The organism is Pseudomonas sp. LBUM1661 (genome assembly GCF_059695925.1).
Genome location: NZ_CP166794.1, coordinates 2,431,738 through 2,451,143 on the forward strand (window position 1 = coordinate 2,431,738; position 19,406 = coordinate 2,451,143).

General features: G+C 55.8%; 16 protein-coding genes and 1 pseudogene. 10 read left to right on the forward strand and 7 right to left on the reverse strand.

Annotated features, from left to right (window positions below; genetic code table 11):
- Nucleotides 1-101 precede the first annotated feature (101 nt).
- A complete protein-coding gene (locus ACA057_RS11280; protein WP_497349870.1) occupies nt 102-869 on the forward strand; it encodes a transporter in 768 nt (255 codons plus the stop codon).
- 138 nt (nt 870-1,007) lie between these two features.
- Nucleotides 1,008-2,443: pseudogene (locus tag ACA057_RS11285) on the forward strand (IS1182 family transposase).
- A 456-nt stretch (nt 2,444-2,899) separates the two neighbouring features.
- Here the strand turns inward: ACA057_RS11285 and aceE are convergent.
- The gene (gene aceE, locus ACA057_RS11290; RefSeq protein ID WP_497348309.1) at nt 2,900-5,569 is read right to left on the reverse strand and encodes a pyruvate dehydrogenase (acetyl-transferring), homodimeric type; all 2,670 of its coding nucleotides are present in this window, start codon (nt 5,567-5,569) and stop codon (nt 2,900-2,902) included.
- A 172-nt stretch (nt 5,570-5,741) separates the two neighbouring features.
- Between aceE and ACA057_RS11295 the strand changes: the two genes are divergently transcribed.
- A complete protein-coding gene (locus ACA057_RS11295) occupies nt 5,742-6,194 on the forward strand; it encodes a MarR family winged helix-turn-helix transcriptional regulator (RefSeq protein WP_497348311.1) in 453 nt (150 codons plus the stop codon).
- Between the two features lie 11 nt (nt 6,195-6,205).
- On the opposite strand, the gene ACA057_RS11300 is transcribed toward ACA057_RS11295, so the two are convergent.
- From ACA057_RS11300 to ACA057_RS11310, 3 genes are all read right to left on the reverse strand, one after another.
- The gene (locus ACA057_RS11300; RefSeq protein ID WP_497348313.1) at nt 6,206-7,309 is read right to left on the reverse strand and encodes a transketolase-like TK C-terminal-containing protein; all 1,104 of its coding nucleotides are present in this window, start codon (nt 7,307-7,309) and stop codon (nt 6,206-6,208) included.
- A 361-nt stretch (nt 7,310-7,670) separates the two neighbouring features.
- On the reverse strand, nt 7,671-8,015 hold the full coding sequence (locus ACA057_RS11305) for a hypothetical protein (protein ID WP_123366406.1): 345 nt from the start codon (nt 8,013-8,015) through the stop codon (nt 7,671-7,673).
- Between the two features lie 40 nt (nt 8,016-8,055).
- Nucleotides 8,056-8,958: a LysR family transcriptional regulator gene (locus ACA057_RS11310; protein ID WP_497348315.1), complete on the reverse strand. Its 903-nt coding sequence runs from the start codon at nt 8,956-8,958 to the stop codon at nt 8,056-8,058.
- Nucleotides 8,959-9,080: 122 nt separating this feature from the next.
- Between ACA057_RS11310 and ACA057_RS11315 the strand changes: the two genes are divergently transcribed.
- Together ACA057_RS11315 and ACA057_RS11320 are read left to right on the forward strand one after the other, a co-directional pair.
- The gene (locus ACA057_RS11315) at nt 9,081-10,511 is read left to right on the forward strand and encodes an aldehyde dehydrogenase family protein (RefSeq protein WP_497348317.1); all 1,431 of its coding nucleotides are present in this window, start codon (nt 9,081-9,083) and stop codon (nt 10,509-10,511) included.
- Nucleotides 10,512-10,684: 173 nt separating this feature from the next.
- On the forward strand, nt 10,685-11,029 hold the full coding sequence (locus ACA057_RS11320; protein ID WP_497348319.1) for a cupin domain-containing protein: 345 nt from the start codon (nt 10,685-10,687) through the stop codon (nt 11,027-11,029).
- A gap of 199 nt (nt 11,030-11,228) precedes the next feature.
- Here ACA057_RS11320 and ACA057_RS11325 read toward each other — a convergent pair whose 3' ends face one another.
- Nucleotides 11,229-12,182 (reverse strand): LysR family transcriptional regulator, encoded by a 954-nt coding sequence (locus ACA057_RS11325; RefSeq protein WP_497348321.1) that lies wholly within the window; start codon nt 12,180-12,182, stop codon nt 11,229-11,231.
- 147 nt (nt 12,183-12,329) lie between these two features.
- On the opposite strand from ACA057_RS11325, the gene ACA057_RS11330 reads away from it, so the two are divergent.
- On the forward strand, nt 12,330-13,070 hold the full coding sequence (locus ACA057_RS11330; RefSeq protein ID WP_497348323.1) for an AzlC family ABC transporter permease: 741 nt from the start codon (nt 12,330-12,332) through the stop codon (nt 13,068-13,070).
- Nucleotides 13,067-13,393, forward strand: coding sequence for an AzlD domain-containing protein (locus ACA057_RS11335; protein WP_497348325.1), 327 nt, complete (start codon nt 13,067-13,069; stop codon nt 13,391-13,393). The genes ACA057_RS11330 and ACA057_RS11335 overlap by 4 nt, the downstream gene beginning before the upstream one ends.
- A gap of 529 nt (nt 13,394-13,922) precedes the next feature.
- On the opposite strand, the gene ACA057_RS11340 is transcribed toward ACA057_RS11335, so the two are convergent.
- On the reverse strand, nt 13,923-14,195 hold the full coding sequence (locus tag ACA057_RS11340) for a hypothetical protein (RefSeq protein WP_497348326.1): 273 nt from the start codon (nt 14,193-14,195) through the stop codon (nt 13,923-13,925).
- Between the two features lie 621 nt (nt 14,196-14,816).
- On the opposite strand from ACA057_RS11340, the gene ACA057_RS11345 reads away from it, so the two are divergent.
- Nucleotides 14,817-15,413 (forward strand): sce7726 family protein, encoded by a 597-nt coding sequence (locus ACA057_RS11345; protein ID WP_497348328.1) that lies wholly within the window; start codon nt 14,817-14,819, stop codon nt 15,411-15,413.
- Here the strand turns inward: ACA057_RS11345 and ACA057_RS11350 are convergent.
- Nucleotides 15,365-16,426 (reverse strand): beta family protein, encoded by a 1,062-nt coding sequence (locus ACA057_RS11350; protein WP_497348330.1) that lies wholly within the window; start codon nt 16,424-16,426, stop codon nt 15,365-15,367. The two genes, ACA057_RS11345 and ACA057_RS11350, sit on opposite strands and share 49 nt — an antisense overlap.
- A gap of 231 nt (nt 16,427-16,657) precedes the next feature.
- Here ACA057_RS11350 and ACA057_RS11355 point away from each other — a divergent pair, with 231 nt between their 5' ends.
- Nucleotides 16,658-18,016, forward strand: a complete 1,359-nt coding sequence (locus tag ACA057_RS11355; RefSeq protein ID WP_497348332.1) for an MATE family efflux transporter — start codon at nt 16,658-16,660, stop codon at nt 18,014-18,016.
- Nucleotides 18,017-18,641: 625 nt separating this feature from the next.
- Entirely contained in the window at nt 18,642-19,289 is a 648-nt protein-coding gene (locus ACA057_RS11360) for a hypothetical protein (protein WP_497348334.1), read from the forward strand.
- Nucleotides 19,290-19,406 lie beyond the last annotated feature (117 nt).

A 19,406-nucleotide genomic window follows, 5' to 3' on the forward strand; every position in this document is an offset into this window, starting at 1 on the left:
GCTCGGGCGAGGCTGACCGTAATGTTGGCTCCTGCCGAATAGGAGGGAACATGTTGCGAATACAACTACCGTTAACTCTCCTATCGGCCGCTATTGTCGCTATGCAGAGCAGTTGGGTACAGGCCGAGGATTCAGCAGAATTGGCAAAGAAGGCACTCAACCCGGTTGCCGCAATGTACAGCCTTCCGGTGCAATACAACTGGGATCAGAAGATGGGGCCGAGCGGTGATGGCATGCACAGCGTCACTAACATCCAGCCCGTATTGCCCTTTAGTTTGAACGACGACTGGAACTTGATTTCGCGAACCATCCTGCCAGTGATCGACCAGCACGGCCTAGCGCCAAATGGCGCGGCGGATAAATCCGGCATCGGCGACGTGACCCAAAGTTTTTTCTTCTCTCCCACAAAACCCACCGGTAATGGTTGGATCCTCGGTGTCGGCCCAGCGCTGTTGATTCCTACCGGCAGCGATAAACTGCTCAGCAGTAAGCAATGGGGTCTAGGCCCGACAGCGGTCGCGCTAAAACAGTCAAACGGCTGGACTCGGGGTATTCTCGCTAACCATATCTGGGGGTTGGAGGACAGCCCTCCGGATGACAAAGAAAAGGTTAACCAGACCTTCCTGCAACCTTTCATCTCGTACACAACCGCTACCTTCACCACTTATGGGGTGAACACCGAGTCGACCTATAACTGGCAATCCCGGGAGTGGGCAGTACCAGTCAACCTGACGGTCACCCAGTTGTTGAAAGTCGGCGGTCAACCTCTAACGTTGCAAGCTGGTCCACGGTACTGGCTCGACAGTCCGGAGGATGGTGCGCAAGGCTGGGGCTTTCGCGTGGCTGTGACGTTACTGTTTCCACGCTGACGGGTAGATAAGTCCGGCGAAAGACAGGCAATTCGACTGACTTCTGCTTCATACGAATGGCCACATTGGGTCCAGGCTGTGTGAAAACGCCAGTGATTGTCTAACCTTCTGATCGTCTAGATCGTATCGGGGGCGATCATGAAGCGATTTATTGAAGGTGAGGCTCGGACGCAAGTGACGCTGCTGCCAGAGTGTCTGGACGATTACGTAGCCGAAGAAAATCCAGTCCGAGTGGTCGATGTTTTCGTCGATGAACTCGACCTGGGCGCACTGGGTTTTGAGGGCGTCGATCCGGCAGCAACTGGTCGTCCGGCCTACCACCCAGCGGTCTTACTGAAGATCTATATCTACGGCTACCTCAATCGGATTCAGTCCAGCCGCAGGCTTGAGCGTGAGGCCGAGCGCAACGTCGAGTTGATGTGGCTAACGGGGCGTTTGGCTCCGGACTTCAAAACCATTGCCGACTTTCGCAAAGACAACGGCAAAGCCATTCGCAGCGTATGCCGCCAGTTCGTAGTTCTTTGCCGCAACCTCAATCTCTTCTCCCAATCGATCATCGCCATCGACGGCAGCAAATTCAAAGCCGTCAATAATCGCGACCGCAACTTCACTCAGGGCAAGGTGAAGGCACGCATGCAGCAGATCGAGCAGAGCATTGATCGATATCTGGCGGCGATGGATTCGGCGGATCGGGCAACGCCCGAAGTGGCCGAGGCCAAAGCAGAGCGGCTTAAAGAAAAGATAGAAACACTGAAAAAGCAGATGCAGAAACTCAAGGACATCGAGGCGCAGCTCCACGAAAGTCCAGACCAGCAGATCTCCCTCACAGACCCAGATGCACGCTCAATGGCCACGAGCGGCCGAGGCCCGGAACGGTGGGCTACAACGTACAAACAGCAGTCGACGACAAACACCATCTGATCGTTGCCCATGAGGTGACCAACGTTGGTAATGATCGTGGGCAACTGAGCAATATGGCGAACCAAGCGCGTGAAGAAATCAAGGCTGAATCGCTAACGGTGGTGGCCGACCGAGGCTATTACAAAGGTCTGGAAATCCTTGCTTGCGAGCAAGCCGGCATCACTACCTTCGTACCGAAACCCCTGACATCTGGCAGCAAAGCCGAAGGCCGATTTGGTAAGCAGGACTTCATCTACCTTGCTGCATCGGACGAGTATCGATGCCCTGCGGGACAGTTACTGACCCGGCGGCATTCTTCGGTGGAAGACGGCATGCTACTGCACTGTTATTGGTTCTCGGGCTACCAGTCCTGCGCAATGCACAAGCAATGTACGACGGGTAAGGAGCGCCGGGTAAAGCGCTGGGAACATGAAGCCGTAATCGATGCGATGCAGGCACGGCTGGAAAATGATCCAACGATGATGAGGCGTCGCCGACAGACCGTTGAACATCCTTTTGGAACGCTCAAATATTGGATGGGAGCCACCCACTTCCTGACCAAAACACTACCAAGGGTAAGCACCGAAATGAGCCTTCATGTGCTCGCCTACAACCTCAAACGAATGATGAGCATTTTCGGCATCGCAGGGCTACTTGAGGCGATCAGGGCGTGAATCCAGCCGATTGGTTCGCCAGTTAGTAGCCGTTTGTGCCGCTGACGCGGCCCAAACAGCATTTACGAACGCCTATGTAGCTGACGAGGGCAATTCGCGCTTCAGTCTGCTGGTTTCGCAGGCAACGCCCGTAGCTCTCAACTTTCGACGTATTCAGTGCGTTTTCACACGGCCTGGACCGTTTTCTGCCTGTGGTGAGGAGCCGCAAACGAGGAGAAGGTGCAGGACATCGCCCGGCAGGCCGCGGTGGATCACCGAGCTGTTGGCTTGAGTTTGCCGAGGCCCCCCCACAAACAAACTGTCGAATCGCCAGGCTGCGGGGGCTGGTTTTAGGTTTCGTATCTGCGCGAAGAAATAGCAGGGAGGTTACTGGAGTCCATAAAAAGGCCGCTGCAAACGCAGCGGCCAGAAGCCGCCTCCCTCCTTATAATGGGAGGCAGTTACAATAGTTAAGACTCAAACTTTCGCTGGGTTCTGCTTCTCCGGGTCAATCCCATAAAGGGCAATCGCCTCAGCTACTTTTTCCCTTGGCACACCTCCGTCATCGGCCAGCGCCTTCAAGGCCGCCAACGCGATGAAGTGCCGATCCACTTCGAAGAACCTGCGCAGCGATTCCCGGGTATCCGACTGGCCGAAACCGTCGGTGCCTAATGCCACGAAGCGCCGCTTGGGCACGAACGGGCGGATCTGGTCTGCAAAAATCTTCATGTAATCAGTCGCTACCACCACCGGGCCCTGTTTATCTTGCAGGCAACTTTCAACGTGAGCGATACGGGGTGGCTGCTGGGGATGCAGCAAATTCCAGCGTTCGGCATCCTGTCCATCGCGACGCAGTTCGGTCAGGCTGGTGACGCTCCACACTTCGCTGCTGACACCGAAGTCCTGCTCCAGCAACTGCGCGGCGGCGATGACTTCTTGCAGGATCGAACCACAACCCATCAATTGCACGTGCTTGCCTTCGACTGGCTGCGCCGATGTCGAGAGCCGATACATGCCTTTGAGAATGTCCTGTTCGACACCTTCGGGCATGGGCGGATGGGCGTAGTTTTCGTTCAGCAGTGTGATGTAGTAATAAATGTCTTCGTTTTCGACATACATACGCCGCATGCCATCCTGGATGATCACAGCCAGTTCATAGGCGAACGTCGGGTCGTAGGACACACAGCACGGTACGGTAGAAGACAGTACATGGCTGTGACCATCGTCATGTTGCAGGCCTTCGCCCATCAGCGTGGTCCTGCCGGACGTGGCGCCCAGCAGGAAACCTCGGGCGCGGGCATCGCCTGCCGCCCAGGCCAGATCGCCGACGCGCTGGAAGCCAAACATCGAATAGAAGATGTAGAAGGGCACCATCATCACACCGTGTGTACTGTACGAAGTACTCGCTGCGATCCAGGAAGAAATTCCGCCGGACTCGTTCAGTCCCTCCTGCATGATCTGGCCATCCCGTGCCTCCTTGTAATAACTCAGTTGGCCGGCGTCCTGAGGTGTATACAACTGGCCGACGTGGGAGTGGATGCCGATTTGGCGGAACAGGCTCTCCATGCCGAAGGTGCGTGATTCGTCCGGGACAATGGGCACAATCAGCTTGCCGATGCTCGGGTCCTTGAGCAAAGTGCCGAGGATGCGCACAAACGCCATGGTGGTGGAAATCCCGCGCTCGCCGGTGCCTTTGAGTTGGGTGTCCAGGGCCGACAATGGCGGGATCTGCAACGGCTCCACCGCACTGAAGCGCGCAGGCACGTAACCGCCCAGTTGGGTGCGTCTGGCTTGTAGATAAAGGGCCTCGACACTGTCCGCTGCCGGTTTGAGGTAGGGCATGTCGCCCAATTGATCGTCGGTGAGGTCCAGCCCGAAACGATCACGGAACGCTTTGACCGCGTCCTCGCCCATCTTCTTGAGTTGATGGTTGATGTTCTGGCCTTCACCTGCTTCGCCCATGCCGAAGCCTTTCACCGTTTTTGCCAAAATGACGGTTGGCCCGCCGCTGTGGCGCATGGCGGCGGCGTAGGCGTTGTAGACTTTTTCCGGGTCATGGCCACCGCGTGAGAGCTTCCAGATCTCGTCATCGCTCAGGTCGCTGACCAGTTCCAGCAACTCAGGGTATTTGCCAAAAAAATGTTCACGTACGTAAGCGCCGTTCTGGGATTTGTAGTTTTGATAGTCGCCGTCCACGCATTCCATCATGCGCTGACGCAACAGGCCGCTTTTGTCCTTTTCCAGCAAGGCATCCCAACCGCTGCCCCAGATCACTTTGATGACGTTCCAGCCGGCCGCCCGGTACAGGCTTTCAAATTCCTGGATCACCTTGCTGTTGCCGCGCACTGGTCCGTCCAGGCGCTGGAGGTTGCAGTTGACGACAAAAATAATATTGTCGAGCTTCTCCCGTCCTGCCAGGGAAATTGCCGCCAGCGACTCCGGCTGGTCCATTTCGCCGTCACCGAGAAACGCCCACACTTTGCGCCCTTGATGTTCTTTCAGGCCACGGTCTTCGAGGTAGCGCATGAACCTGGCCTGATACGCGGCAGTGATCGGTCCGAGTCCCATGGATACCGTCGGAAACTGCCAGAAGTCCGGCATGAGCCTGGGGTGCGGATAGGACGAGACACCGTCGCGGTCGGTCTCACGGCGGAAGTTATCCAACTGATCTTCACTCAGCCGTCCCTCCAGATAAGCGCGCCCGTAGATGCCCGGTGAAGAGTGGCCCTGGATATACACCATGTCGCCACCAAACTGCTCGGTGCGCCCACGGAAGAAATGCTCGAAGCCGACGTCGTACAGAATGGCCGCCGACGCATAGGAAGCGATGTGCCCGCCCACGTTCGAATGTTTGCCGGCGCGTAGCACCATGGCCAAAGCATTCCAGCGGATATAAGCATTGATCCGGCGCTCAATCGTCAGGTCACCGGGGTAGGGCAACTGACGGTCGACCGCCATGGTGTTGACGTAGGGCGTGGTGACGCGCCCGTAAAAATTACCATGGCGGTTGGCATCGAAATCCAGCATCTGATCGATCAGATAGTGGGCGCGAGTGCGCCCTTCGACGCTCGCCACCGATTCAATGGATTCGAGCCATTCGCGAGTTTCTTGTGGATCCTCGTCGAGAAACAGGGGTTGTTGTGCCATCGTCATCTCCTGGACAGTGCAGCAGCACCGAGTCGTTTGGTGCCTGGCTAAGGGGCGTGGGTCGACGCCAACCTTGAACAATATTTGTAGTTGCAACTGCAACTACATGCGAGAACTTAGCCTGCAGCACGTTACAATTGCAACTAAATAGATCTCATGAAATGGGGGATGCATGTCTTCAAGCGATCCGGATACCTGGTTCAGATTCGTCAGAGCTCACCGTTGCCTGATCCGGGAAATCGAGCGTCGGCTGGCAGCCGCCGGACTGCCGGCTTATGCGTGGTACGACGCGCTATGGGGCCTGGAAAGCGGCCCTGACGGCACCCGGCGCATGAACGAATTGGCTGACGTGATGGCGATCGAACGCTACAACCTCACCCGGTTGGTGGACCGTCTGGAGGCCGAAGGCTTGGTTACACGCAGCCGGGCCAGCGATGACGGCCGTGGTGCGTATGCCGCCATTACCGAGAGCGGGAAAGTGCTACGTAAAAAAATGTGGCAAATCTATGAAGGGGCGGTGGACGAGCTGTTTTTGTCGCAATTCGATGACGAGCAACAGCGGTTTTTCAGTGACGCGCTTGAGCGAGCCGCAAGGGCGGCGCGCAACAGTGGGCGAGCGGGTTGACCGTTGTCCGGTCATTGCAGCAGATAGCGGCCGATGGCCTGTTCTACGCGCGTCTGCTCGATCGCACCTTTCTCTGCCAAGGCTCGCAGAGCGAGGATCACAATCCAGCGTTTATCCAACGATTTGCCCGGCGGCGTTTCGGTTGAGTCAGCGCCGAGCGCCACGAATCGTGACTGGATATGCGCACCAATCTGATCGGCGACATGCTGGGCATAACCGGTCACAGCGACCACCGGGCAATCATCGGCGCTCAGGCAGTCGAGCAAATGTGAAGACCGCCGCGGCATGTGCGGATGCATCCGGTTCCAACGTTGTGCCTTGTCTGCATCCCGGGCCAGCCGGGTGTAGCTGGGGCAGCTCCAAAGTTCGCTTTCGACACCCCAGTCATCACGCAACATTTGCGCTGCGCAGATCACTGACTGCAAGGCCAGTCCCGCGCCCAACAAGCGAATCCGAGGTTGCCCGGCATCTGTATCTATCTCGTTGAGCTTGTACATACCCTTAAGTGCCTGGCTCGCACTGAGTTGGCTGATGGGGGCGATGAAATCATCGGGCTCATCGTGAAGCGCCATGTAATAGAAACCGTCATTGCCTTCCACATACAAGCTTTGCAACGCAGCAAGCGCAATGGCGTGCGCTTCGGAACCGCTGGCGGGGTCGAAGGGCAGGCAGTGCGGGTTGGCGGCCAGCCAAAGCGGAACCCAGGGGTGAGCACCTTTAGGCCAACGAGAGGGCAAGGTTTCTATGTCATTGCACAGAATGCCCCTGTGGGCGGATTCGTTTGAAAGTGCGCAAAGTTCGGCCGATGTCGCAGAACTGGTCAGGTACAACAGCGGTTTTTCGCTGGCGCAGGCAGTAGGGCTAAAGCGCAGTGGCCAGGCGCTGATACGTGTGTGACAGTTTTCGACTTGAGACTGCTTGTTGGACCGGATGACCCAGACATGACTGGTCGTTCCCGGATCCCTTTCCAGTCGGTTGGCGATATCGATCATGGTATCGAGTGGAGAGGAAAAGCCATCGGTGTGTTGCCGTGCCAAGGTTCGGATTTTATCGATGCAGGCCTGAGCGGCAAGGCGGGTATCTGGTGTTTTGCTGAAGGTGGAAAAGCCGATCATATTCCAAAAATCTCCGTGCGTTCCGTCATGCTTGCACCATACTGCACGCCTTAATATGATTGCAAATGCAATTAGATTGCCATGGAATGGAGTGTCCTCATGAACGCGTCTTACCCACCGCACGGTGGACGGAAGCTAGTGTGCGCAGTGCTTGTGCGACTGTCCGCTTCTTGGCCGAAAGCAGTCCTTTCTAATGGGTGGTTTTTGGCCGAAGGGGGCCGCTTGCACTGGTTTGTAGACCCGTACGCGAGTAGACCGGCAGGCTCGAAAGCGCCCTGTGCATGACAACCATCAAACCGGGTCGAATGAACGCCGCAACGGTGTGCTGTCCCCCTTTTTGTCTATCGCAGGGCCAATCATCTCATCTTCCCCACAGCAACCTTTCAACCTCATCAAATTTGCCGGCGACCTTCAAATAAGTCTCAGCCCATCCACTACTCATGCCCAGCTCCTGCAACGGTCCGGTGGGCGCAAACAACACGGCGACGTTCAACCGCTCAGGCAAGGTACCGGTTTTTAATGAGTGGATCAGGGCTTGTAGTTCAGCTTTCGCCTTGAACTCATCAGCCCAATACGACCAGCAGAAATCATTTCCCGGAATCGACACCAGTTCAACAGCGGCCTCAAGTATGAGGATGAGTGACTCGACAGCGGAATCACACTCCGCTGTTCCCTGGAGCAAACGATGCAGGTGGCGGGTTTTCATGGGGTATTCCATTGGACGATAAAAAGGCGGCGGAACATGATCAAACCACAGCGGGCCGCAATTCCTGCGCCAGTTCAATCAGTGCGCGCAATCGCGCCGGCACGAAGCGATGGCCCGAGTAGTAGAGCCTCAACCCGCCAAACGACGGGCACCACGGCATCAATACCGGCACCAGGGCGCCGCTTGCCAGTTCTTCCTGGATGAACCACTCGGAAATGAAACCAATGCCAAGGCCCGACAACACGGCCTGTTTGATGGCCAGCAACTCGTTGGAGGCGAAGCGCACCGGCAGATCCATCTGCAGTTTCTGGCCATCGCGCTCCAATTCCCACTGGTAGAGGCCGCCATGGGCCATGCGCATGCCGATGCTCCGGTGGGTGAGTAGATCTCGCGGATGCTCGGGCACGCCGTGGCGTTCGAGGTACTCGGGCGTTGCTACCACGAGCATCCGAATGTCACCTGACAGTGCCACGGCAATCATGTCTTGCGGCACAGACTCTGCCAGGCGAATCCCGGCGTCGAAGCCACCGGCGATGATGTCGACCATGCTTGATTCGCTGACGATGTCGATGCGCACTTCGGGATAGCGCTGAGCGTACTGCTTCAATAGCGGCTCCAGCAGCAGGTAGGCCGCGCCATGCGGTGCGTTGATGCGCAATGTGCCGCTGGGTTCATCGGGGCCGACGCTAGCCTCTTCGCCGGCACTTTTGATCTGCTCCAATGCAGGGGCGATGCGCTCCACATAGCGTTGCCCGATGTCGGTGAGGGCAACGCTGCGCGTGGAGCGATTGAACAGGCGCACTTTCAGGCGTGCTTCCAGGCCGGCCACCGCGCTGCTCACGGCGGTAGTGGACATGCCCAGCTCCTGTGCTGCGCCGCGAAAACTGCTGCGGCGCGCAACGGCCAGAACCACTTCCAGCTCGGTCATTCCTGTTCTGTGCATGGATTGTCCTGAATATAAGGATGCTTCATAAGAAAAATGATGGCTTATCGGAATAATGAACCCTTCTTAGACTTCATCACAGAGGCTCGATTCAGGCGAGTCATTTTGAGCGAGGAGTCGCCATGCAACGCATTGAACATATCTACATCAACGGCGAGTTCGTTATTCCACACGGTCAGGAATGGTTCGACCTCCATAACCCGAGCACCGAGGAAGTCATCGGTCAGGTTCGGCTGGGTGATGCACTGGACGCACAGCGTGCGATTGCAGCCGCGAAGGTTGCGTTCCCGGGGTGGGCTCGTACTAGCCGGGAGGAGCGCATTGCGGCACTGCAACGCATGCACCGGGCCATGGCGGCAAGGGAGGAGGAGCTGCTGGAAGCCATCCTCGTGGAATACGGCGCGCCTGCGGTTCGCGGGCGCTGGATGGCGACTTATCCGGCCGATGTGATTGCGCAAGCAATCGATGCACTGGAGGCGTTCGATTTCGAGGAACAGGTCGGCATGGCCAGGGTCATTCTGACGCCCGTAGGCGTCACCGGTCTGATCACGCCCTGGAACAGCAATGCGGGCTTCATCTGCAACAAGCTGGCCACCGCGCTGGCGACAGGCTGTACCGCCGTCATCAAGCCCAGCGAGATGAGCGCGTTGCAGACGCAGGTCGTGGTCAGGGCGTTGCACGAGGCAGGTCTGCCACCGGGTGTATTCAATGTCGTCAACGGACGGGGCGATGTGGTTGGCGAGGAGATCACCCGTCATCCAGACGTTGCCAAGATCTCGTTCACGGGTTCGTCCGCTGTCGGTCAGCATCTGGTAAGAACCGGTGCCGACACCATGAAGCGCGTGACGCTCGAACTGGGCGGCAAGTCGCCCACCGTGGTGCTTGACGATGCTGATTTTCAGGCGGTCATGCCGTTGGTGCTGCAAGCCGGATTTCTCAACAGCGGCCAGGCTTGCATCGCGGGCACTCGCATCCTCGTGCCGCGCAGCCGGCTGGCAGAGTTCGAGCGGATTGCGAAGGAGGGGGTCTCACAGATTCAGTCAGGCGATCCACGCAACGCCGACACCGACATCGGTCCGATGGTGAGCCAGAAACAATGGGAACGGGTGCAGCGCTACATTCGTATTGGCCAGGAAGAAGGCGCGAGGTTGTTGGCGGGTGGCGAAGGTCGCCCGGAAGGCTTGCATGCCGGATGGTTCGTGAAGCCCACGATCTTCACTGATGGCAACAACCGTATGCGCATCGCGCGTGAGGAAATTTTCGGCCCCGTGCTGACGATCATCCCCTACGAGGATGATGCCGATGCGATCAGCATTGCCAACGATACGGACTATGGGCTGAGCGCCCTGGTGCTGGGAAAAAACTCCGAACGTTGTATGAACGTCGCCCGTCAGATCGATTCGGGACGCGTGCTCATCAACACCCTGGCCCACGAACCGCGTGCCCCCTTCGGTGGATTCAAGCATTCAGGCCTTGGGCGCGAAATGGGCAGGTGGGGAATGAGCGCGTATCTGGAGCCGAAGACGTTGATCAGGTATGCCCCGTTGAAATGACTGGGTCAGGTACCTGTCTGGGAGCACTGGATGGGGAATAGTAGCCAGCGTTCGCTTCTGGCCGATAACAACCTGTGCGAAGGGCGGCAATCAACCCTTTGTCGCCTCCCGACTGATCACGCCTTTTAGGGTCTCTACTTCTAGTTAGGCCCTGTATAAACAGAGGGAGCGCGATGAGCAACGAACAGGCGGCACCCGAGACGAAAGGCGTTACGGTGACCTTACTTGCAACGATTGACCTGGGGCCTGAGATCGAGGGGATGGAAGGGCGCCAACTCAGAATGCGCAGGGTGACCATCGAGCCCGGAGGCGTCTTCGGGCCGATTCACAACCATATCGACAGGCCAGGCACCGTCTACATTCTGCAAGGAACGATCACTGACCATCGAAATGGAATCGCCACGGATTATGGGCCGGGCGTGGGCTGGCCCGAGGACAGGCACACCACGCACTGGCTTGAGAACAGAGGCACGATGGCGGCGGTGGAGATCTCGGTTGATATTGTCCGGCAATCCTAAGCACAGGACTAACAGGAGGAATGCCAGTCCAGTTAAGCCGCAGAACCTGTGGGAGCGAGCTTGCTCGCGATAGCGGTTTTACATTCAACACATACGTTGTCTGCCAGTCCGCCATCGCGAGCAAGCTCGCTCCCACAAGGGATAGCGGGGTTCAAATTTTTAACTGATCGGCAACCGAAAGGGGCGCTCGCCGTTGACTTCACTTGAACTCAGCCACCAGCCAATCCTTCAACCGCCCACACGCCGGGTCCTCTGCCTTCTTCTCATTGATCATCAAATACTGCACCGATTCCCTGAGCGTAATCTCCTCCGTCAGCGGCCGAACCAGGCGCCCTTGCTGTACCAGATGCCTCACCAAATGATCCCAGCCCAAGGCGATGCCTTGATCATCCAGCGCCATTTGCACGAGCAGGCTGTAGTCGTTGCTGCTGAAATAGTGCGGGCTTTCCGAGGCCGGGATCTGCAGGTCATGGGACTGGAAAGCGAACCACACATTCCAGTCGACCTGTTCTGACAGCTGGGAACGGCCATAAGGGTTCAGGTCCAGCAGCACACTGTTGCGCATGCCCTCAAGCGTGCTCAGTTCCGGATGCGCCTCCAGATAACGCGGCGTGCACACCGGATAGACGACTTCATGAAACAAGGGCATTCGCAAATAGCCGGGGCGCAGGTCACTGTTCTTGGTGATGAAGATATCCGGATTGATCCCGGGCTCCATCACCAGAAAATGCTGGGTAGTGATGACATTCAAATCGACATCGGGGTTGGCGCTGAAGAAGTCTTTCAGTCGGTGGGACAGCCAAAGCGCCGATAAGGCGGGTGAGCAGCAAAGGGTCAGGGTGCGCTTGTCGTTTTTTTCGCGGCGGATTCTTTCGGTGGCTTGAAAGATGTTGAGCAGCGACAGTTGTGCCGCGTCGAAGAGTGCCGTGCCCGAGGCTGTCAGCCTGACTTCCCGCCCGGTGCGGGTGAACAACTCGGTCCCCAAGTACAGTTCAAGTTCGCGAATCTGCCGGCTGATCGCCGCTTGGGTGACGCACAACGCCTCGGCGGCTCGGGTAAAGTTCCGGTACTTGGCGGCGGCCACGAAGGACCTCATCGCCTTGAAGGACGGCATTGAGAGCAAGGCCTGATCAGGCTGGGAGCTTTTAGCCATAACAAAAACTACCTGTTTTCGCGAAAAAAAAGTCGGTTCTGCCCATCGGGCTGCGGGTCCACACTCTACCGCACGACGGGCTGCGAACCACGGGCCAGTCAACGGTCGATCAAACGGGTGACGCGAACACAACATCAAGGAGACGAAATGCCGTACCAATCAGGAAGGGAAGCGTTCATGCAAGGTGTCCGGGCGCTCATTCCATTAAGTCCCGGTGTCATTCCTTTCGGTTTGCTGACGGGGGTCATGGCGATCAACATGGGCCTGTCGCCCGGCACGACCATGGGCATGACGCTGCTGTTCTACTCCGGGTCCGCGCAGATGGTTGCCCTGCAACTGCTCCATACCGGCGTTGTGCCGGTGGCGATTGTGGTGACGGCCCTGGTCATCAACTTGCGCTTCATCATGTACAGCGCGTCACTCGCCCCCGATCTGCACCACTTGCCACGGCGCTGGACCTGGCCGTTGTCCTACATGCTTTCTGACCAGTCCTACGCACTGTTCAGTCTCAAGCTTTCCTCGGGCGAACTGGGTCAATTCGCCCACTACTACTATGCCGGCACCGCCGCTGGCATGTGGCTGACCTGGAATGTGTCGGTATTGGCCGGCATCTACCTGGGCGCAGGCATCCCCGAGACCTGGTCATTGGGCTTTGCCATACCGCTTTCGTTTCTGGCGCTTCTGGTGCCGGGCCTCCGTAGCGCGGCAACCCTGGCCGCCGCCTTGGTCGGCGGGTTGCTCGCCGTGGTGGCGGTGAACATGCCCTACAACCTTGGACTGGTCACCGCGTCCATCGGCGGTGTCATCGCGGGTCTGGTGGTCGAGAGCATTCGCAAACGCCCATTGAGCGATGCACTGACCCATGACGTCGAGAGGGAGACACCATGAGTGATCTAGCCCTATGGGGGATATTCCTGGCCGTCGGTTTGGGAACGTTCGCCATGCGCCTTTCCTTTGTCGAACTGTATGGCCGTTTGCGCATCCCGTCAGTGCTGAGTCGGGCCTTGCTTTACGTACCGGCGAGTGTGCTGGCGGCCCTTGTACTGCCCGCCGTGGTGTACCCCAACGGGCAGGGGGAATTCGTGTTGAATAACCCGCAGATCCCCGCCGCCATTTTGGCGGCGTGGGTGGCTTGGCAGACTCGCAATACGCTGCTGACGTTGGCAGTGGGGATGGGCGGGTTGTGGTTGTTCAAATATTTGGGGTTGTAATGAATCGATGTGTGGCCGGGGACGGCCTCAGCAGCAGGGGGCCTAAAGCGACAAGACGCGGATCAGGTAATTGTGGCGGCGGTTACTCAGCTCATTGTGGAGTATTGCTCCACGCGCAGGGCTTGATTGTAATTTCAAGGGCCTGCTTGAACGTCTCGGGTAGGCGGTCTTTGCCTTCCTGAAGGGAAGGTCATCCGTCTGTTGGATGCTGGTGAGTCACTTTGATCATGGACACAAAAAAACGGGCGTCTGGATGGCGCCCGTTTCCATTTAATCGACCGCACATAGCGGTTCTCACCGTATGAAAGTCTTCACATTTTATTTCACATACTGACTTGATGAAGAGGCGCTAATTTACTGGCCTCCAGAGGTTTTTCAGGCGCTTAAAACAAAATTACCTTCACATTTTATTTCACATATTTTTGTGACGTGGCTTCGGTCAATGGGATCACGAATGGATCCGTCAGCCGCGTTGACGCACAGGTCGCAATTGCAGAAAACGGGCGCCCATAGGGGCGCCCGTTTTCACCTACTCCTTCGCCTGCGCTCGCAAGCGTCGACCGATCACGTCCATCAAGTCACAGCCGTCGCGTAACGGAATGGCTAACAGCTGAGAAAAGTCTTTCAACACCACCGTGTCGCAACCGAGTTCGGCGCGGAAGGCGATGTTTTCCAGCACTTGGGTGACCGTGCGGATGCGGTAGTCAGCCATCGCTTGCAGGACGTCGAGTGGGGCTTCTGTGTCGATGAGCAGGGAAGCCGGAATCAGGTCAATTCCGGTGAGAGGCATGTATCGATTCATTTTGAAGATCTCTGTTTGATTGGCTCAAGGCCGTCACTCAGTCGTCGCCAAACGATAGGGTGGCAGCTGTGCGCAGGTTGGCGAACCGGCACAGAGAACACCGGCAGACCCGAAGGTCTCCCGCGCACAGCCGCCATAATAGCGGCTTTGCGGGTGCGACGACTCCTGCAATAAAGCGGAAGCCTTCGCATTCTCTGTGGTCAGGTCGCCAAACCTGAATCGCCATTTTGGGCGACGGGGCGGACTATAAGCTTCATCGGGTTAAACCGACAAGGGAGCTGATTCCGAGATTGTGGTAGGACGTGAGACGGGTGTGGGTATGGTCGTTAAACAGAGAAAAAGGGGCGCGTTGATAATTGAGAACCTGGATCATTTCTCCTCTTGGTTTTTGATGCGATTAGAGGCGCGGAGTATGAGCCTGCTTCAAATTTAATTTCACATACAGAATCGCTACAAAACCCTGATTTTATTGGGTTTAGTTCGAATTATTGACGTTTTTCAACAATGAGCTGATCCAAGCCATCCAGTCATCGGATTTTTTGCAATCGGGAGGGTGCCGGTCCCCAGAGAGGGGACCGTACTAGTAGGTTTCGAAGGGGAGAGAAGCTATACTCCTTCGCCATGCACAATCCAGATCATATCCGTGAATTACTCAAGACATGGGTCGCCAAGACCATGCCTCATGCTGACAAAGATGTCTTCATCGGAGAGCTTTGTTTCATCAACAAAGCGAGGCGTGCAGACCTCGTACATGCGAACGGTCAGCTAACGGCATTTGAGATAAAATCGGCTGCAGATAGCCTGTCCAGATGGGAAGGCCAACAAGATGCCTACCTCAGTTGTTTTGATCAGGTTTGGCTTTGCTGTCATTCCAAACATATAGAGAAAGCGTTCGGCGTTACTCATAGAAGCGTTGGAATTCTTGTGATTGATGACATTGGATCTATCGCTGTTGTTAGAAAAGCAGCACCCAATAAATCTCGCGATAAATTTACCCTCACGGGGCTTTTGTGGCGGTCGGAGCTAGATGAAATTTGTAAAGAATTTCAGCTGCCGACAAAACATATTATGAAGATAAAGGAGGTGCGCCTCGAAGTGGCCGAGGCGCTAGAGTGGGATCTCATTCGAGATAGGGTTCTGAGCAGGCTTAAGGTGCGATACGCTGAGTGTCAGAATATATCGTCGAACGAGATGTCCTCGCCCTTATCTTCGTGTTGAAGAAATTGGAGCGTTGCACAAATATGCTGATTGGCTCTCAAACCATTCCATACTCCATTGTTTCCATATTTCTCATTTGTTTGGTTGATCCGGCCATATTCTCTAGTCGCCCAGCAAAAGTCATCGCCGTGGTAGTCGGGTAGCTGACGAATGTCTCTGGCAAGCTGAACGTAGTTTTCAAATTCTTTATCTCTTCCGAGCCGCTTCAACCACCACTCATTAGGCGCGTAATAACTGGCGAAAGGTATAACGGCCATCCCCGGAATATACTCCACAGCGGCGCCAGGGTGGGTGCCGGCATAATCCCCATAAATTAAATTTATTGTACTGTTCAGTTTTTTGGCTTCTGTTTGCCAAACTATATCGTGGCAAATAGCTGTGCTGGAGCTTCCTGATTGAGGCTTCTGGCTCGGGAAGGATGAACTGATAAGGGTCGCACTATGAACACCGTATGTATCCAAAATTGATAAGCTATGGTCGAGTGTGCCACCGTTAATGGTGGATATCGGAGATCGATCTCCAAAGTCCAGGATGGCAATTATGTTTTCTGGGGTAGGAATGGCGTCCAGAATGCTTATCGCCCGGTTCCAACTGACTCCTGTTATTTCAGCCGTGCAAAGAATCCTGATGGCGATGGTTTCAAATTCTGTTAATAGCAGTCTTGCTTGTTGTATGACGTCTCGTGAGTTGTCCGTGTCTAACCAGGACACAACCGGGATTAGTGAGTTGTTTTTAGCTTTTACCTCGGCGAGCCAGGCTCGTTTGTTTTCGAAGTGATTGGCAGGATTGTGTAAGTCTCTTTCTGCTATAACTTCTTCTGCGATGTCTTGTGGGGATCTAGATATGTCTAGCAAGTAAGGATGGTTGCCCCAGTTCCCAAGAAAGTCATTAAGATTTCGTTCTTTACCTCTCATGTTGAGAAGTGGCGATACTAGGTCTTTACGATGCTCTTCCAGATTTATTAATGCCTTTACGTCGTTTTGACCTACCTTCATACATGGTATGTAAAGCATGTGTACCTTCCTTTGGTGGTGTAGCGTGGCTCGACTTGAGGTGGACTGAGCGTAGTCAGCTTTTTCGTTACCAGAGTAAAAGTGATGTATCTGCGTATTTCTGGTTATATTTCCTGTACTTATTCAAAATTGGGTTTCAGAGACATCAGTTCCATTCATTCATATTTGCGTAAATCCATTTACAATCCCTGATTGCGTTGCGTCCTACCTTCATCTGAGACTTTTCTATCCATGCAAACCCCCGCCACCCAACACTCCCTCTGGAAAACCTACCTCCTTTTCCTCGCCCCCATGGTCCTCTCCAATTTCCTCCAATCCATGTCGGGCACCATCAACAGCATCTACATCGGCCAAATGCTCGGCACCCAAGCCCTGGCGGCCGTGTCCGGCATGTTCCCCATCGTCTTCTTCTTCATCGCCCTGGTCATTGGCCTCGGCGCGGGCGCGGGTGTGCTCATCGGTCAGGCTTGGGGCGCGCGTGAGCCGCATCTGGTGAAAACCATCGCCGGCACAACCTTGCTGTTAGGCGCAATGATCGGCCTGACAGCGGCAGTACTCGGCAGCGTATTCGCAAGACCAGCACTCCAAGGCTTGGGCACACCGGCCGACGTTATTGACGACGCCGTGTCCTACGCGCACGTGATGATGTGGATCATGCCGTCGCTGCTGGTCTACGTGCTGTTCACTCAGCTGCTGCGTGGGGTGAGCGACACGGTGTCGCCGCTGATTGCGTTGGTGGTGTCGACGTGTATCGGGTTGGCGCTGACGCCGGCGTTGATTCGGGGTTGGTTCGGGTTGCCGATGATGGGGATTCAGAGTGCGGCGTATGCGGGGTTGGCGGGTAATTTGTCGGCGATGGGGTGGCTCGCGTGGCGGTTGATTCGCAAGGGGCATCCGTTGGCGCCGGATCGGGAGATGTTCGCGGCGATGCGCCTGGACCTGGTGATTCTCGGCAAGGTGTTGCGCATCGGCTTGCCGACCGGGTTGCAGATGGTGGTGTTGTCGGTGTCGGAGTTGGTGATTCTGGCGCTGGTGAATCAGCACGGTTCGCAGGCGACGGCGGCATATGGCGCGGTGACGCAGATCGTCAATTACGTGCAGTTTCCGGCGCTGTCGATTGCGATCACGGCGTCGATCCTCGGTGCTCAGGCGATTGGGGCAGGGCGGCTTGAGCGCATGGGGCCGATTCTGCGCACGGGGCTGTTGATCAACGTGTGCCTGACCGGTGGCTTGGTGGTGTTGGGTTATCTGTTGTCGCACTGGTTGCTGGGGTTGTTCCTCACGGATGATTCCACCCGGGCGAAGGCGGAGTATCTGTTGCACATCATGCTGTGGAGTCTGTTGGTGTTCGGCTTCCAGGCGATTGTCGGCGGCATCATGCGCGCCAGCGGGTCGGTGCTGGTGCCGATGGCGATTTCGATTTTTTGTGTGGTCGGGGTGCAGTTGCCGGTGGCGTATGTGCTGGACGGGCACTACGGGTTGCAAGGGGTGTGGATGGCGTTTCCGGTGGCGTATCTGGGGATGCTGGCGTTGCAGACGGCGTATTACAAAATGGTCTGGCAGCATCAGAAGATTGAGCGGTTGGTGTAGGGCGCGACCGCAGCGATCTGTCCCTGATTGAAACCCGGATCGGCGGCGCACGTTCCGCCGATCATCAGCAATTCACCTTAGTGGGTGAGTAGAAGAGTAAAAGTATGACTTTTTCAGTGGGGCAGATCGCAAATAAGATCTGCACGCTATTGTACTTTTCGTAAGGTGCCTAACAACTAATGGATCCAATAAGCCGTATTGGCAACCCACTGTAATTCACCAGCCTAGTTGTCATGGGGCTGACAGGGAAGTTGATACGTTAGTACACGACGTGTGGGGCGTTCACACTAACCGCCGTTTGTCGGTGGGTTGCTCAAAAAATGAACATTCCGAAATCTCGGGCCTCTGATCTTCCAGCACGTCACCCAAGACCTGCTCCTGCAGCCGCAGAAAAGAAGTGGAAAATTAACCTCATGTGCAGTGAATGCTAATGGGGATTTTTTTACCTGAAATTCAGGAGGCAATAACAAGCCGGTCATTGATTTGCCAGGCGAATCAATGGGCTAAGCAGTGCCAAGTCGATGAGTTGGCATATCTTATAAAAGTAAGATCGCGCAGGGTTTTAAAGAGTTGAATACCCTGTTAAATACCGATCTGTACTATCGAATAAGGTGGAGAAAGTACCGTGGCGATAAATACAATTATGAGCCTGATCGAAAATAAAGAATGCATGGAGTTTTTGCGGTTGGGCGTTATTTACGTTCATCTAGTGTCTTGTTGTGTGGCCATTGGATTGGTATTGACCAGCGATATTGCGATGGTCCGAGATTTGTTAAAACGTAAAACATTCACTGAGCATGATAATGCTCACATGGAAAGTCTTCAGAAGTCTGTCATCGCTGCATTGATAGCGTTGTGGGTGACGGGTGCCGCTATCATCGGTATTGATTACCTCGAAAAAGGCATGAATTACTTTATGAATCCCAAGCTGCACGCCAAAGTGATTATTGTCGTGTTGCTGAGTTACAACGGCCTCATGTTGCATCGCCTGGTATTGCCCGCGCTGCAAAAGGCCGGCTCGTTGCTCAATCTTGGCTTCAGCGCACGGATGCTGGCGCTGTTCTGCGGCTCGCTGTCGGCCGTGTCCTGGATGTATGCGGCCATGCTGGGCGTCGGGCGCCCATTGGCCTGGAAATACTCCCTTTCCGAACTGTTGATGGCGTATCCGGTACTGATTGCGCTGGGTTTCCTGACGATGCTGGTGTTGACTCAGCGTGTGAGACGACAGGGCTCTGTCGTTATTTCTCCACGGACAGTCGCGAGCGCAGGCTAGGCCGATTCCGCGTGTAAGCCTCAGGGCTTATTCGGAGCAGACAAGGGCGACCTTCTGAGTGCAGGTGACCATAAAGTCCTGCATCAGGGAGGTCGCTTTTTTTTGTCATTCGCGCTG

Bases quoted from the DNA above. Each gene is read 5' to 3' on its own strand.
- ACA057_RS11280 (WP_497349870.1), top strand. From the start codon at position 102: ATGCAGAGCAGTTGGGTACAGGCCGAGGATTCAGCAGAATTGGCAAAG.
- aceE (WP_497348309.1), bottom strand. From the start codon at position 5,569: ATGGCACAACAACCCCTGTTTCTCGACGAGGATCCACAAGAAACTCGC.
- ACA057_RS11295 (WP_497348311.1), top strand. From the start codon at position 5,742: ATGTCTTCAAGCGATCCGGATACCTGGTTCAGATTCGTCAGAGCTCAC.
- ACA057_RS11300 (WP_497348313.1), bottom strand. From the start codon at position 7,309: ATGATCGGCTTTTCCACCTTCAGCAAAACACCAGATACCCGCCTTGCC.
- ACA057_RS11305 (WP_123366406.1), bottom strand. From the start codon at position 8,015: ATGAAAACCCGCCACCTGCATCGTTTGCTCCAGGGAACAGCGGAGTGT.
- ACA057_RS11310 (WP_497348315.1), bottom strand. From the start codon at position 8,958: ATGCACAGAACAGGAATGACCGAGCTGGAAGTGGTTCTGGCCGTTGCG.
- ACA057_RS11315 (WP_497348317.1), top strand. From the start codon at position 9,081: ATGCAACGCATTGAACATATCTACATCAACGGCGAGTTCGTTATTCCA.
- ACA057_RS11320 (WP_497348319.1), top strand. From the start codon at position 10,685: ATGAGCAACGAACAGGCGGCACCCGAGACGAAAGGCGTTACGGTGACC.
- ACA057_RS11325 (WP_497348321.1), bottom strand. From the start codon at position 12,182: ATGGCTAAAAGCTCCCAGCCTGATCAGGCCTTGCTCTCAATGCCGTCC.
- ACA057_RS11330 (WP_497348323.1), top strand. From the start codon at position 12,330: ATGCCGTACCAATCAGGAAGGGAAGCGTTCATGCAAGGTGTCCGGGCG.
- ACA057_RS11335 (WP_497348325.1), top strand. From the start codon at position 13,067: ATGAGTGATCTAGCCCTATGGGGGATATTCCTGGCCGTCGGTTTGGGA.
- ACA057_RS11340 (WP_497348326.1), bottom strand. From the start codon at position 14,195: ATGAATCGATACATGCCTCTCACCGGAATTGACCTGATTCCGGCTTCC.
- ACA057_RS11345 (WP_497348328.1), top strand. From the start codon at position 14,817: ATGCACAATCCAGATCATATCCGTGAATTACTCAAGACATGGGTCGCC.
- ACA057_RS11350 (WP_497348330.1), bottom strand. From the start codon at position 16,426: ATGCTTTACATACCATGTATGAAGGTAGGTCAAAACGACGTAAAGGCA.
- ACA057_RS11355 (WP_497348332.1), top strand. From the start codon at position 16,658: ATGCAAACCCCCGCCACCCAACACTCCCTCTGGAAAACCTACCTCCTT.